A 15514-nucleotide genomic window follows, 5' to 3' on the forward strand; every position below is an offset into this window, starting at 1 on the left:
ATCTACCCGAAGAATTATCTTCTTTTTCTATTTCCACCCCAATCAACAGGGTTCCCTCCGCATATTTCTGCCATGTAACCTTTCATACACATATTGATGTCATGCGGATCTGGTCCAAATAATCTTTTGTTAAAATTCTGGAATGTTTCATACAACTCCCAGCATTTATCTCTAGCCTTTTCTTTATCTTCCTTGCAGAAATCCTCGTCAATTGGCGCCATGCAAGAATTAGGGATTGGTCTAGGCTGAGGTTGCGATTGAAGTATTTGCAGTCCCATTCTATCGACATTCATCAATGGCGAGTTCTTAGCATAGGCCCACCTCGAGGGCCCATCCGGCATGCCAAGCGGATCGGGCTGCACATAACGCCCGATGCTAGGATCGTAATGCCGATGCCAATTATAGGCCAGCCCCGTTTCCATCTGGAACCACTGGCCGGGGAAGCGCTGGTTAAGTGTCGCCGTGCCGCTGATGGTACGCACCTCGCCATAGGGCAGATAGCTCGCTTGCCAGACGATGTTGCGGCTCTCGTCCGTCATCATGATCGGCCGCTCGAGATGATCGGTCAGCACATAGTACAGCGCCGGTGCCGTACCGGTGTTGTCGACCATGGCCAGCGGCCGGCCGTCCACCGAGATGTATTCGGTGACGAGCGTGCCGGAGGCGTTGTACTCGGCGATCACATTGCCATTGAGGTCGTGCACCATGTGCAGCGTCGTCGAGGAGGCGCTGATGGTGCGCGAGACTAGGCGGGACTGGTAGTCATAAATATAAGAGCCGCTCGCCGCGCCGCTGGTGGTGGCGCCCGAGAGCTGGCCTGCGGCATTGTAAGTGTAGGCCTTGGTCAGAGCTGGGGAAGCCGTCGCGTCCTGCGTGACGTTGCCGGCCAGGTCCGACTGGAAGCCGCGGCTCGGCGCACCGTTGGTGACGATGCCGGTCAGCCGGTTCGAGCCGGCCTGCAGGCTGTAGGTGTCGGTCGAGGTGACGCCGCCGATGGTGATCGTGCGCTGTGTGATGTTGCCGACGCCGTCGATCGTATAGGTGAGGCTGCCCCATGGACCGTCGGCGTTCTCGATGAAGCCGTTGGCCGTATAGGTGTAAGTCTCGTTGTTGGCGGCGTTGAGCTGGTCCTCGATGGAGGTCAGGTTGCGCTTGTCCTGGTATTGCAGCGCGCGCCGGATGAGGTCCTGGCCGAGCGACTGGTCCTCAACGCCATAGCCTACGATGCGGCCATCGGTGTCATAGTCGCGGCTTTCCCGGAGATCGTTGGCGAAGGCCGTGATGGAACGCGGGCCGAAGGGCGTGTAAGTACCCCACAACACCAGTTCCGTCGGCGACGACAGCGCATCCGGGCTCGTGCGGACCTGTTGCACCTCGCCTGCCGCGCCGCGGCCATATTCGACGATGCGGCCGGACGGATAGGTGATGCTCAACAGGTTGCCGGCATCGTCCCAGCTGTAGCCGACCGTGTAGGATTTCACCCCGATCGTTCGCACTTCCTGGACAACGCGGCCGAGCAGATCATAGGTGTTGGCAACCGTACCAGCGGCATCGGTGACACTCGTCGGGCGGCCCTTGCCGGGATTGCCGCCGGCCACACTGTCATAGGTGTAGGCGACATCGGAAGCGGTCTCCGACGGATAGCTCCGCGTCGTTATCCGCCCGGCATAGTCGTAGGTGTAGACGGTGATGATGCCGCGCGCGTCGGTCTTCTGGGTGACCTGACCGTCCCGATTGCGCACATAGACCACCGTGCCGATGTCAGGGCTGCTTTCCTGGATCACCTCCCCCCAGCCGTTGCGGACATAGGTGGTGACCACACTGCGCGGATCAGTAACGGAAGTCGGATTGTCGGTGGCGCCGAAACCTTGCGTCGTGGTGCTGTTGCGCTCATCGGCAAGGCTGATCAGCCGGTCGAGCCCGTCATAAGCTGATGTCGCAGCATTGCTGTTGGGATCGGTGACGGAGGTTGGATTGCCGACCTTGTCATAGCCGTAGGTCCACGTTGCCGGGCCGACGCCAATGACCTGCCGCAACCGGCCGAGCTCGTCGAAGGTCCGGGTGACCTCGAAGAACAGCTGCGAATTGACGTCCGTGGACTGTTCGCTGGTGCGGTTGCCCATGGCATCATAGGCGTAGGTCACCTTGTCGCCCAGGCCATTGGTGACGGATGTGACGCGATTGGCGCCATCATACTCCATCGCCAGCACTGAACCGTCCGGATTGGTCAGCGTGGTGACATTGCCGGCATTATCGTAGGCGAACTCCGTCCTGGCCGAGATGCCCGAGGGGTCGTCGACCTTGGCCGTGAGGCGGCCCCTGGCATCATAAGTCAGCTCGCTGATGAGACCGTTTGCGTGAGCGATGGCAGTCGGCTGACCGCGGCCGTTGACGCCACCGACCGTGGTTACATTTCCGACTTCGTCCGTGACGCTGGCGAGATAGCCCGTCGCGTCATAGGTGTAGGACACTGTGTCGCCTGTTCCCGGCAACGGTCCATCGACCGAGGACAACAAGCCTGATGTCGTGTAGGTGTAGGCCCAGCTTCGCGTCTGGCCGTTCGTCGAATAGGGAACGGTCTGCGTGGTGGTGTCGGTCTGCGTCATCCCGGTCAACTGGCCGGATCCGTTGTAGGTATATTGCGTGGTGAGGCCGGGGGCCACTTTCGTATCGGGCACGTTGAACGTAGCGTTCCAGGTGATCGTGGTCTGCCGCTCCTCCGGCAAGCCATCCGCCTCGGCGATCTCGGTTGGCCGACCGCGGCTGTCCCTGACATAGCTTGTGACGCGGCCCTCCTCGTCGGTCCGCGACGCGACGAAACCCGCGCCGTCATAGGTCAGCGCGCGGGCCGATGCCGGGCAATTGGTCGAGGCCTGACCATCGACGCCGGCAAAGCGGATATCCCAGCTGCTGCCGGAGACAGGGTCGAATTTGTAGACTTTCACCCGTCCAAGCGCATTGGTGACGGTTCGGGTGATCTGCGAACCGGACGTGCCATAGGCAACCGTGACCCCGTTGGCGCCACCGGCGCCTGCGGCTGAAACAGACCGCCCATCCGCGTCATAGGCGTAAGTTTCAACGCGCACGCCGCGATGGTCGCTGATGCCGGTCAGGAATTTCGGGTAGTTCGCATCCTCATAGTGATAGGTATTGGAATCCACCACCGCACCGGATGCATCGCGCCACTGCACACCGACAAGACGCTGGATCACGGCACGCGACGGGGACGTGCCGGTGGGCGCCGGGTCGTAGAGATAAGTCGCCTTCGTGCCATCCGGGAAGGTGATGTCCTTGATCGCTTCGGGCATCCGCCGCGGCCAGGAGGCGTTCGGGTCAACCATCGGATAGAAGATGTTCCAGGTGAAAGACGCCGTGCGGCCAAAGCTGTCCACGAGCGACGTCAGTGCCCCGTCCGTCGAATAGTTGAGTTCCCAGGAGTAGCCGTCACGCTCACGCATGCCTGTCGGGCGGCCAACCCTGTAGCTCGCAGGGCTCAGATTGACCGGCGACATGGTGACGAAGGTCCAGACGCGGTCGTCTGGGCCGGTCAGCTTCCATTGCCTTGGCAGGGTCTTCATGTCGGCAAGATTGCTCGGCAAGGTTCCGACGAATGCCAGCCTGTAGGTATCTGATACGGCCCCCATCGCGGCCTGGCCTTGCCACGTGCCGTTCGACTGCAGCACAAAATCATAGCCCGACCCGTCCGGCGTCAGCAGAGTGACCTTGCCGGTTGGCGAGCTCGGCGATCCCGAAAACTCTCCGAGATGCAGTTCATAGCCAAAATTGAACTGCCAGCCGGTCGAGGGCGCAAGAGCAGGCCCATTGTAGCTGCTGACCCTGCCGCCGGCGAAACTCCGGTATTCCCGCCCGATGCGGAACCGGCCGTCCTGCGTGGCGAAATCGTCGACCCGATAGTACTGGGCCCCCGACCCTAGAATGATCGGATCGCCTTCAGTGGGGTTTGGCGTTTCCCCATCGCATAGAGGGCGTTCCGGCTTTAAATCGTCAACACACCGATCGTCGATCGTACGATGGTAACCACTGTCACAGCTGAAGGAAGCATTCCCCGGCAGAATGGTCGTGCAGGCAAAGACACCGGGGCAGGTGCCATCCTGAAAGTGCGTCCAATGACACCGTTGCGTATTTGGATCCTGTCCTGGGAACGCGCCAGTGAATCGGCTGTAGGCTCCAGCAACGGGCGATTCGTTTGGATCGGTGCCGGGCGGATGGTAGTGAGCCCATACGGCATAGCAGGCCTCCCGCGCGGTCGCGAACGGTCCGCCGTACCCGGCGCCCCATCCGCCGTGCAACGTCTGGGCGGTTGCTGGAACTGTCGCAAAACCGAGCGCGACGATCACAAGCAGCGCCGCGCAAAGCCGGGCACCCAGCATGGCCGCGCCCCGGAACATGCGAACGAAGCGCGCCTCAAATAGCAGAAAGTAAAATTGGCTAATTTTAGAGGAGTTTAATTTAGTATTTGATGCACAATCATGCTCATGTGACTGACAAAAAGCCATCACACACTCCCTCGCCGCAATCTACTATCAATACAATCATCGATCGTTGCGATGTCAAGTGTGTATATTCTTCATAGCGGCGGAAACCAGCGACGGATCGGAATATAATTCGCAAGATTTTAGGAAAAATCTCTATGCGTCGCCAAAAAAACGCAGTTTTGTCAGAGGCATGAGCCAATTATGCACTCATATCATCTGTCATTTATGGGAATGTCTTGCAGATAACACGTGCCACCTCTTCGATAGATTCTTGTCAAAAGAACTACACAAGAGGCCAAAGCAGAATCGACTAAACCCTAAACCGCTACTGCAAGGTGCACCTGCCTGGCGTCACCAGCTGCAAATCCAAATGCGACACCCGCACAATGAAGGGTTTAAGCCCCTTTTCGACCCAATGCGACTGGTCAGGGCATCTCCCTCACGCAGAAGTAACATACCCGTGATGGGCTGTTAAGGGCCTGTGAAGAAACCGACCAAGAAAATCTTCACTCAAATCATAAGACAATTCTAATTTACACTTTGATGTATTGTACATGTATGAGGGTTCTTATCTCCAAGGCTATGGAATCAGCTAGTTTCGAAAGGCGCCAAGTATTTATGGGGTTGCCGTCATGAACGATCCGAAAGCGGGAAGGCCCGCCTCCGACCCGCAGCAACTGGAACCCATGCTGATAGCGAGACAGCATGCGGGCGACATCGATGGCATGGTCGCGCTGTTCGAGGCGGATGCGGTGATCGACTGCGGTGACGGGCGTTTTCTGCGCGGCCGCCAAGCCATTCGTGAATACTATGCCGAAATTGTCGCGTCAGGACGGAAGTTTGCGGTCGGCGAACAGCGACCGGCGCTGATCTGCGGCGACCTTGCCCTCACCTCGACCCGACTGCCCGACGGTGATGTGACCAGCGAGGTTGCCAGGCGGCAAGCCGACGGCTCCTGGCTCTGGGTGATCGATCGCTATTCGGTCGCTTGGGATTAAGGCCTTGGCCCAGGGCCAACCATTTGTACCGTCCGAAAAACCGTGCGGCTACGTCGCGCAGACGCACAAAGACGCTGCGGCCGGTCAGGGCCGCAGTCGTAGCATTCAGCAATCCGGGTGCGGCTACCGCCGCAGCGCGTATACGCCGGCCATGTTTTCGCCGGCGACGGGCAGCGCCATGTCGTCATCCAGAAGCCGCGTGATCCGGGCAAAGCCGGTGAATGCCTTTCTGGCCTCCTCCGCCGACATCTGTCCCGACAAAGCTGCCGAGCAGCAATTCAGCGCGCACTGATACACTGGCCCACGTCGTCCCGTCGGCCATTTACGCAAGAAAACCATCGCCTCGGCGACACTATCCACTTCTTCTACAGGGTGTCCCTGCCCGCGCGAGATTCGCACAGGCGCAAAGAAATGCAGGTAGTCCATCGTTTCCTCCCGGTCGATCGCGGTGCCGCCCGATCGAACCTTATAAAACGCACCGGCCTGCGGTTGGTTCCATACAGGAAACAGAATCTTTCCAAAAATTTTTGGTCGCCAGCTAAACCGTCGGGAAGTGGCAGGCCACCTTGCGGCCGCGTCGATACTCCCTCAGTTCCGGCCGCTCGGTGCGGCATCGCTCGACCGCGATCGGGCATCGGGGATGGAAGCGGCAGCCGGATGGCGGCTTGAGCGGGCTCGGCACGTCGCCGGTGAGAATGATGCGCTTGCGCGTCCCGCTCGGCGTCGTCTCGACGACGGGAACCGCCGAGATCAGCGCCTGGCTGTAAGGGTGGGCTGGTGCTGCAAACACCTCCTCCGCCGGCCCCTCCTCGACGATCGAACCGAGATACATGACCGCGATGCGGGTCGATACCTGACGCACCACCGACAGGTCGTGCGCGATGAAAATGTAGGTGAGGTTCAGCTTCTCCTGCAGGTCGGCGAGCAGGTTGACGATCTGGGCCTGCACCGAGACGTCGAGCGCGGAGACCGGTTCGTCCAGCACGACCAGATCGGGATTCAAGGCAATCGCCCGCGCAATACCGACGCGCTGGCGCTGGCCGCCCGAGAATTCATGGGGGTAGCGCATGACATGGTCGGGCAAGAGGCCGACGAGTTCGAACAGTTCGGCGACGCGCGCGGTGATCTCGCGGGAGGAAAGCTTGCCGTGGATACGCAGCGGCTCGGCCACCAGATCGCCGACGCGCCGGCGCGGATTGAGCGATGCCGACGGGTCCTGGAAGACCATTTGCAGGCGGCGGCGCAGCGGCCTGAGTTCGGACAGCGACTTCGAGGTGATGTCCTCGCCTTCGAACAGCAGCTCGCCATCTGTGATCTCGTAAAGCCTCACCAGACAGCGCGCCAGCGTGGACTTGCCGCATCCGGATTCGCCGACCAGCCCGACCGTCTCGCCGCGCCGCACGGTGAGCGAGACATTGTCGACCGCATGCACGGTTCGCTTGCCTTCGGACGAAAAACGGGTGCCGATCGAGAAGCGCTTGCCGAGTGAGCGCGTCTCGAGGATTGGCCTGTCGGTCATCGGTCCGCTCATGCCGACACCTCCCGGAAGCACGCCGCCGCGTGTGTGCCGACGCCGAGGTCGGGCTTGCCTGTCACGCAGGGCTCGTAATGCACCGGGCATCGCGGGCCAAAGGCACAGCCCTGCGGCAAGCGCAACAGCGATGGCGGCGAACCGGGAATGGCCGGCAGACGGCGTGGCTTCTCGCCGGTCAATGGCGGGATCGAACCGAGCAACGCGCGCGTGTAGGGATGCCGAGGGTCGGAAAACAGCTCCATGCGGCTGCCGCGTTCCACAACGCGCCCGGCATACATGACCATCACCCGGTCGGCGAGCTCGGAAACCACGCCCATGTCATGCGTGATGAACACGACCGCCGATTTGTGCGTGGCGCGCAGCTTGCGCACGAGGTCGAGAATGCCGGCCTGCACGGTGACGTCAAGCGCCGTGGTCGGCTCGTCCGCCACCAGCAGGGCCGGATTGCACGACAGCGCCATCGCGATCACCGCGCGCTGGCGCATGCCGCCGGAAAGCTGGTGCGGGTAGCGCGACATCGCTTCGTGCGGATTGGGAAAATTCACCTCGGCCAGCAGTTCTTCGACGCGCTCCATCGCCTTGGCCTTGCTGATTTTCTGGTGCGCGCGGATCTGCTCGGCGATCTGCCAGCCGATCGTGTAGACCGGAGTCAGCGCCGTCATCGGATCCTGGAAGATCATCGCGATCTCGTTGCCGCGCAGGCGCCTCAATTCGCGCGGTGGCAGACCGACGAGTTCGCGGCCCTTGTAGCGGATCGAGCCCTCTATGGTGGCATTGGGATCGGTGATGAGACCCATCACCGCCAGCAGCGACACCGTCTTGCCGGAACCGGACTCGCCGACGACACCTAGGATCTCGCTTTCCTCGAGGTCGAAGGACACGCCGTCGATCGCCCGCACCAGACCGTCATTGGTGCGGAAGGATACTTTGAGGTCGCGCACCGACAGTATCATGATGTCCTCAGGCGCGGATCGAGAAGGATATAGACGAAGTCGACGACCGCGTTGGCGATCACCACGAACATGGACGCATACATCACCGTCGCCATGATCATCGGCAGGTCGAGGTTCTGCAGCGCGTCATAGGTGAGCTTGCCGATGCCGTGCAGCCCGAACACCACTTCGGTCAAAAGGGCCGAGCCGCCCACCAGCGCGCCGAAGTCGAGGCCGAACAAGGTGACGAACGCAATGAGCGATGTGCGCAAGGCATGGCGCAGCAGGATGCGCGTCTCCGACAGGCCCTTGGCGCGGGCGGTGCGGATAAAGTCTTCCTGCAGGGATTCGATGATGGCCGCGCGCAGCACGCGCCCGTAGATGCCGATGTACAGGATGGCCAGGGTGATCCACGGTATGATCAGAGTCAGGAACCAGCCTTTGGGATCGTCGGAGAAATTCTTGTAGCCGAGCGGCGGTACCCAGGAGAACGCCCAGCTGTCGTGGTAGCGGCTCTGGGTGATCAGGTTCATCACCTCGCCCAGCCAGTAGACCGGCATGGAAATGCCGAGCAGCCCGAGCGCCATCAGAAGCTTGTCCAGCCAGCTGTCGCGCGTGGCGGCGGCAACGATGCCGATGATGATGGAGACGACCACCCACAGGATCGCCGCTCCGAACACCAGCGACAGCGTGACGGGGATGGAATCCATGACCGCCGGCACCACCTTCCAGCCGCGATTGACGAAGGAGGTCAGGTCGCCTGTGACGAAGATCTTCTCCATCATCTTCACGTATTGCACGTAGAGCGGCCGGTCGAAGCCAAAATTGTGGCGCACCGCTTCCAGCACTTCGGGCGATGCATTGCGGCCGGCGATACGCGCCGCCGGGTCGGCGCCCGGCGTGGCGAAGAAGATCAGGAAGACGATGACCGAGATGCCGAACATGACGAACAGCATCTGACCGAAACGGCGCAGGATGGCGTAAAACATCAGTCGCGCCCCAGCCGAACCTTGGAGCGCGGATCGAGCGCGTCGCGCAAGCCGTCGCCGAAGACATTGAGTGCCATGACGGAAACCGCGATCGCCAGGCCCGGCACCAGCGCCACCAGCGGCCTGGTGTAAAGCAGCGCCTGCCCGTCCTGGATGATGGTGCCCCAACTTGCCGCCGGCGGCTGCACGCCGATCGACAGGAAGGAAAGTGCCGATTCCGTCAGCATGTTCAACGCCATCATCAGCGGCACGAAGACGATGAGCGTGGTGGTGATGTTGGGCAGGATATCGCGCCACAGGATGCGCCATCCCGGCACGCCGAGATTGATCGCGGCCAGCACGAATTCGCTGTGGCGCAGCGACAGCACCTGTCCGCGTATCGGGCGCGCCACATAGGGTACGTAGACGATGCCGATGATGATGACCGGCAGCCACAGGCTGCCGGATTCGATATCGATCGGCCCGATCCTGATGCCTTGCGCAATCGTGACGATGGAAAGCGAGATCGCCAGCAGATAGATCGGGAACGCCCACAAGACATCCAGCAGGCGCGACAGCACCGTGTCGGTGATGCCGCCGAAATAGCCGGCGATCAATCCCGCCGCCGTGCCGATGATCAGCGTGAAGATGGTGGCCGCCGCGGAGATCAGCAGCGAGCTCAGCCCGCCATAGAGCATCCGGGCCATGACATCGCGCCCCTGGCTGTCGGCGCCGAGGAAATAATTGCCGAGCCGCCAGGTGGGACCGAGCGGCGTGTAGCCGAGCCCCAGCCCCTCGGTCGACTGTTCCATCACCGGAACGTCGGCGCCGTCGATCTGGATGATGGCGTCGAGCGTCGAGGCGAACGGGTCGACGCCGGCCCATTTCGCGTAGAGCGGCGCGCTGAGGCAGGCCAGCACGATGAGGAGGAACACGGCCAGGGAAGCCATGGCAGCCCTGTCCCTTGCCAACTTGGCAAACGCGATGGCCCAGGGCCCTCGCGTCTTGCGCGGCATGGCGATGGCTTGGTTCGACACGGACGTGTCCCTCCAAAGGTCGTTACTGCACCCAGGACTGGGTGATCATCCAGTTGAACTGCCGGTTGAACTTGAAATTGCCGACCCGTTTGCTGACGAAGTCAAGCCGCTTCGGCGTGAAGAGGCCGACTGCCGGCGCCTTGTCCGTGACCTCTCTGTCGATTTCGGCCCACATTTTGTCGGCGGCTTTCTGGTCGGTGACGCCGAGATCCAGCGCCTTCTGCATCTTGGCGTCGATGTCCTTGTCGCAGAAGCCGGCGATGTTGATCGAGGCATCCGAACCTTCACGGAAGGAGGAGCAGCTGAACAGGATGTTCAGGAAGTCCGAAGCTGCGGGATAATCCTTGTACCACTGGGTAATGGACATCTGCACTTTGTTGTTAGTGTTCTGGATGTAGGTGAACTGGATATTGGGCGAGATCGGCTTGACGTCGGCGACATAGCCGATGCTGGTCAGAACGCTCTGCAGATAGACGCCGATGGAGCGTGAGATGGCGGTGTCCTCGGCGATGATGGTCACCTTCTGGCCCTTGGTGCCGGATTCCTCGACGAGCTGCTTTGCCTTGTCGAGATCGGGCGCGGACCATTTGGCGCCGGGGTTCTTGGTGAAGGGGCAGTAGTCTTCATGGCCGGGGAAATCCGGCGGCAGGACCTGGCAGACCGGCGAGGCCAGCACCTTGCCGCCGAACAGCTTGACCAGCGTGTTGCGGTCGACCGCGTAGGCAACGGCCTGGCGCGCCTTTTCGTTGTCGAAGGGTGCCAGACGGTTGTTCAGCGGCGCATACCACCACGCCGAAAGCGGCGAGATGTGCAGCTGATCCATGGACTTGCTGCCAAGTTCGCCCAGGCGGTCGCTCGGCAGCGCGTCGAACATCCAGTCCGCTTCGCCGTTCTGGATCGCGGTAACGGCCGCTTCCTCGGACAGGCCGAAATCATATTGTACGACATCCGGGTAACCGTCCGGCTGCGCTTCCTCGCTCCACTGCTTGAAGTTCGGATTGCGGGAAACCGTCATGCCCTTGTTGGGATCGAAGGCGGAGATCATGTAGGCGCCGGTGCTGGGAATGGGCTTGGAGCCCATGTCTTCGGCGGGCGTGTCCGCCGGCAGCACCACGGCATGCGGCAAGGCAAGCTTGTAGAGGATCTCGGCGTCGGGCTTGGTGAGATTGAGGGTGATGGTGCCGGCCGCTTCATCGCCGACAACGCCGCCTTCCAGCGTGCAGTTCTTGACGTCGGCCAGGCATTTGTCGGCGCCGACGATGCCGGCATAGAAGGTGCCGGAAGTCGGCCCGGAAACCTTGAAGATGCGTTGGAAGGAGGCGACGACGTCCTTCACGCCAAGCTCCTGGCCGTYGGAGAACTTGATGCCCTTGCGCAGCTTGAAGGTGAACGTCTTGCCGTCATTCGTAACCGCAGGCAGCGCCTCGGCCAGATCGGGCACGATGGTGAAGCCGTCCATGCCCTCGGCCTTGCGGAAGGCCACCAGGCCGTCATAGATCGGCTGGTACATCTGCCAGCCCTGGTCGGTGTAGTTGATGTGCGGATCGAGCGTTCCTGCCGCGGAGCGGGCCAGAAGGCGGATGGTACCGCCTCGGTGCTCCTTGAAGTACTCAGCCTGTGCCGGAGCGAGCCATGTGCCGGCCAGCAATGCGGCGGCCGATGCCGCCAAAAGCAGTTTCTTCATGTTTTAGTTCCCCTTTTCTCAGTTGTCGTTGTCGTCCAGGAAGTCGCCCACCACCCGCATGCACGCCTCTTGCTCCTCGACATGCGGCATGTGGCTGGAATGCTCGAATATCTCCCAACGCGATCCCTTGATGCCGTCCTTGTAGGGTTGCACGGTCGCGGGCGTGGCCTCGTCATAACGTCCGGAGATGATCAGCGTGGGAACATCGATGGCCGGCAGCCGGTCGATGATGCTCCAATTCTTCAGCGTTCCGATGACATGGAACTCGTTTGGCCCGTTCATCAGATGATAGACGGTCGGGTTGCGCGCGACCTGGGCGAAGGTTTCCGTCACCTCCGGTGGGAACGGCACGACCCGGCAGACATGCCGCTCGTAGAACCGCATCGTGGCTTCCTGGTAGGCTGGATCTTCCGTCGTGCCCGCCTGTTCGTGCCGGGTCAGCGTCTCCTGCACATCCCCAGGCAAGTCGGCGCGCAACCGGTTCGCCTCTTCGACCCACAGCTTCATGGAAGCCGGTGAGTTGGCGATGGTCAGGGACTTCAACCCTTTCGGCCGTGTGACCCCATATTCGGCGCCCAGCATGCCGCCCCAGCTTTGGCCGAGCACATGGAAGCCCGCGCGGATACCGAGATGATCGACGAGGTTTTCAAGCTCGTCGATGAAGAGCCGGGGTGTCCAGAAATCGGCACCCTTCTCCGGCAGCAAAGTGGAGTTGCCGCAGCCCAACTGGTCGTAGTGGATGACGGCACGGCCCCGTCGGGCGAGAAGCTTGTAGGCATCGACATAGTTGTGGGCGGCCCCCGGCCCGCCATGCAGGATCACCACCGGGGCCTTGTCGGCGCCAAGGTCGCCGGAGACGCGATACCAGGTTTCGTAGCCGCCGAAGGTAGCGCGCCCTTCCCTGCCCTTAATCTCAGACGCCATTCCGATTTCCCATCCCGTTTGAACGCATCTCGTTGTTGTCCTGACAGCAGGCGGCTAGTTCACCCTGGCCTGCACCCACTCTTCCAGCATCTGCACACCGAACGCCGTGGCGCCTTCGCGGCCGAGCGGCCGATCCGCGTCGGCCATTTCCTTGCCGGCGATATCGAGATGCACCCAGGGACGATCCTCGGTGAAATGGCGCAGGAACGCCGCGGCGTAAGGCGCGTCGCCGTCTTCCATGTCCTTGGCGTGGTGCCGGATATCGGCGAAGGGCGACTGCAAGCCTTCGTCATAGGCTTTGTCGAGCGGCAGCTGCCAGAACCGCTCGCCGACCGTTTCCCCCGCAGCGATCATCTGCGACGCGATGGCATCGTCGGTGCTGAAGAGACCGGCAAACACCGATCCCAGGCCGCGCATCACCGAATAGGTCAGCGTCGCCAGATCGACGATCACCGAGGGGTTGAAGCGCGAGGCGGCATAGTAGAGGCAATCGGCCAGGATCAGGCGCCCCTCCGCGTCCGTGTCGAACACCTCGACCGTCTGTCCCGAGGCCGTGGTGATGATGTCGCGCGGCTTGAGCGCGGTGCCGGACGGCATGTTCTCGGCGATGCCAAGCACGCCGACGGCATGAACCGGGCTGCCTTGCCGGGCGAGTGCGATCAGCAGCCCGACCACGGCGGCCGCGCCGCCCATATCGGCCTTCATGTCGAACATCTGCTCGCCGCGTTTGATGCAGAGGCCGCCGGAGTCAAAACACACGCCCTTGCCGACGAAGGCCATCGGTTGGGAAGGTGCGCCCTTGCCGCGATAGCGCAGCACCGCGACGCGCGGTGGCCGCGCCGACCCGGAACCCACGGCCAGGATCGCGTTCATGCCGAGTTCCTTCAATCGCGACGGATCGAGTATCTCGACATCGATGCCGGCTTCGCGCAGCGGCTCCAGATGATCGTGGAAATTGTCGGGATGGAGATGGTTCGGCGGCAGGTTGACCAGCGTGCGCGCATATTCGACGCCATCGGCGATGGCGTTGATCCGCGCCAGTGCCGGGGTCAACTCTACGCTGCTTGCTCCGACCAGTTGTACCCGCAACGTCCGGTCTGCTCCCGCCCCCTGGCGCCGGTTGCGCATGTCGAAACGGTAGCGCCGCAGCCGCATGCCAAGGGCGACGCGCGCCAGGATCTCGGCTGCCGGCAGGTCGACGCCGGCGATCGGGTCGAGGACAAGCGTGGCCGCGCATTCGCATTTGCCTTCCAGATGCGCGGCAAGCAAACCGCCGGCGCGCGCCAGGGACAGGGCGCTGACGGCTTCGGCTTTGCCCAGCGACAGGATGATCACGCGCCGGGCCGATACGCCCTGCGGGGCAATGAGATCGATGCAGGTTCCGGTGTCGGCCAAGGCGGCCGGGTCGGAGCAGGCACGCGACAGGATTCCGCTGATCTCAGCGTCCAGTGCCGCCGCCCGCGGGCCAAAGCCTGTCTGGGCAGTTTGCAGGATCACGACGACGGAGGTTTCCGCGGAAATCTCGTCCGCCGCTTCAAAGACCGGCACTGGCGATTGAGGCATAGGCTGGCATTCTCCCACTCGCAGATGGCTCCGGCCTCGGCGCAGCGTGAGCGCAAAGCTTCGCCCGCCAACAGCGGAAGCCCGGGTGCGGGTTTCTGCCGTTGGTGGAATGGTGCCGGAGGCCCCAAATAATCGTTTTCTGATGGCGACTTGGTCGCTCTTGCCTTTTGGGTATCCCCGAACAGGCCAGGCGATCAAACGCCAATTTTGCCCAAGTCGATTGACAAAAACTCAACTGACAATTCATGATCGGCCAATGGCCCTACCCTCACTCAATGGCATGCGCGCTTTCGAGGCCGCCGCACGTCTCGGCAGCGTGAAAGATGCGGCCGAGGAATTGCACCTCACACCCTCCGCCGTGAGCCGCCACATCCGCGCGCTTGAAAAGAATCTCGGCCAGGATTTGTTCGAGCGGGGCTTTCGCCAGATAACGCCGACCATCCGGGGCTCGTACTATGCGCGCAGCCTCTCCGAGGCGTTCGAGGCCATCTGGCGCGCCACCGACGACGTCAGCCTTGCCAACAGCCCGAGCCATGGCAGGACCCAACGTGTCAGGGTCTTGTGCGTCCCGGCGGTCCTGAACCTTTGGCTGGCGGACCGGTTGCCTAACTTTCGCCGGCTGCATCCAGCGGTGGAACTGGAGATCTCGACATCAGGCAAGCGCGCCAACTTCGATTTGGCCATTGTCGACGAGTTCGTCTACAAGGCCGGCCCGGCTCTGACGCTGCTGATCCCGCTGGTCCTGACGCCGGTCTGCGCCCCCTCGCTGCTCGAAGGCCCCGTGCCGCTGCGATCGCCCGCCGACCTGGTCAACCATCATCTGATCCACGAATGCGAGAGCATGAGATGGAGGCGGTGGCTGGAGCAGGAAGGCGTTTCGGATACGACGCCGAAATCCAGCACGACGCTGGATGATTGCACGCTGATCATGCGCGAGGCGATCAATGGCGCCGGAATAGCGCTTGCCGACACGATGATGGCGCAGGATTTTCTGCAACAAGGCAAGCTCGTCGCGCCGTTTCAGGCCCGTCATACCTATCCGGCCGGCATCTACCTGCATCAGCGCCGAAGCATCGGCAACAAGCCGGGCACCGGCCTGTTTCAGGACTGGCTGCTGTCGGAAGTCGAGGACCACAAGCGGGTCATGGCTATCGCCTAATGCATGTCGCCCAAAAGAGACTTCGGTTTTGGGAGAATGACATGCATGAAACAAAAACCTAAAGCGCGTCGCCAGAATCCGTACCAACGCGACGCGCTTTGGGCGGTTGAAATCCGAATCACCACCCTGGCGGTTCAACCGCGGCCCACCATTGCGCGCCCCCGATAATCGCGGTTCGCATTGAATATCTTTAAGGCCAAAGCCGGCAAATGGATTGCT

Annotated in this window: 11 protein-coding genes; 2 read left to right on the top strand and 9 right to left on the bottom strand. The window is 61.8% G+C overall.

All coding sequences use genetic code 11. The annotated features are described in order from the left end of the window. Positions 1-14: 14 nt before the first annotated feature. Positions 15-4409 (bottom strand): RHS repeat-associated core domain-containing protein, encoded by a 4395-nt coding sequence (locus tag AC1DPX_RS17130; RefSeq protein WP_477238313.1) that lies wholly within the window; start codon positions 4407-4409, stop codon positions 15-17. Positions 4410-5128: 719 nt separating this feature from the next. Here AC1DPX_RS17130 and AC1DPX_RS17135 point away from each other — a divergent pair. Next, positions 5129-5494, top strand: a complete 366-nt coding sequence (locus AC1DPX_RS17135) for a YybH family protein (protein ID WP_477238315.1) — start codon at positions 5129-5131, stop codon at positions 5492-5494. 123 nt (positions 5495-5617) lie between these two features. Here the strand turns inward: AC1DPX_RS17135 and AC1DPX_RS17140 are convergent, their stop codons facing one another. The 8 genes from AC1DPX_RS17140 to AC1DPX_RS17175 form a co-directional block, all read right to left on the bottom strand. Further along, the gene (locus AC1DPX_RS17140; RefSeq protein WP_202354381.1) at positions 5618-5920 is read right to left on the bottom strand and encodes a DUF982 domain-containing protein; all 303 of its coding nucleotides are present in this window, start codon (positions 5918-5920) and stop codon (positions 5618-5620) included. Between the two features lie 112 nt (positions 5921-6032). Then, positions 6033-7025, bottom strand: coding sequence for an ABC transporter ATP-binding protein (locus AC1DPX_RS17145; RefSeq protein ID WP_477238317.1), 993 nt, complete (start codon positions 7023-7025; stop codon positions 6033-6035). Further along, complete coding sequence (locus tag AC1DPX_RS17150) at positions 7022-7981, bottom strand: ABC transporter ATP-binding protein (RefSeq protein WP_477238319.1); 960 nt, start codon at positions 7979-7981, stop codon at positions 7022-7024. The genes AC1DPX_RS17145 and AC1DPX_RS17150 overlap by 4 nt, the downstream gene beginning before the upstream one ends. Beyond that, positions 7978-8949 carry an ABC transporter permease gene (locus tag AC1DPX_RS17155; protein WP_477238321.1) on the bottom strand — a complete coding sequence of 324 codons (972 nt, stop codon included), beginning with the start codon at positions 8947-8949 and terminating at the stop codon, positions 7978-7980. Before AC1DPX_RS17155 ends, AC1DPX_RS17150 begins: the two co-directional genes overlap by 4 nt. Next, positions 8949-9965 carry an ABC transporter permease gene (locus AC1DPX_RS17160; RefSeq protein ID WP_477238323.1) on the bottom strand — a complete coding sequence of 339 codons (1017 nt, stop codon included), beginning with the start codon at positions 9963-9965 and terminating at the stop codon, positions 8949-8951. The genes AC1DPX_RS17155 and AC1DPX_RS17160 overlap by 1 nt, the downstream gene beginning before the upstream one ends. Positions 9966-9987: 22 nt before the next feature. Further along, positions 9988-11649: an ABC transporter substrate-binding protein gene (locus tag AC1DPX_RS17165; protein WP_477238325.1), complete on the bottom strand. Its 1662-nt coding sequence runs from the start codon at positions 11647-11649 to the stop codon at positions 9988-9990. Between the two features lie 18 nt (positions 11650-11667). Further along, positions 11668-12573, bottom strand: a complete 906-nt coding sequence (locus AC1DPX_RS17170; RefSeq protein WP_477238327.1) for a proline iminopeptidase-family hydrolase — start codon at positions 12571-12573, stop codon at positions 11668-11670. Positions 12574-12627: 54 nt separating this feature from the next. After that, a complete protein-coding gene (locus tag AC1DPX_RS17175; RefSeq protein WP_477238329.1) occupies positions 12628-14136 on the bottom strand; it encodes a leucyl aminopeptidase in 1509 nt (502 codons plus the stop codon). 85 nt (positions 14137-14221) lie between these two features. Here AC1DPX_RS17175 and AC1DPX_RS17180 point away from each other — a divergent pair, with 85 nt between their 5' ends. Continuing rightward, complete coding sequence (locus tag AC1DPX_RS17180; RefSeq protein ID WP_477238331.1) at positions 14222-15295, top strand: LysR substrate-binding domain-containing protein; 1074 nt, start codon at positions 14222-14224, stop codon at positions 15293-15295. Positions 15296-15514: the final 219 nt, after the last annotated feature.

It is taken from the genome of Mesorhizobium sp. 01N446 (assembly GCF_056399285.1).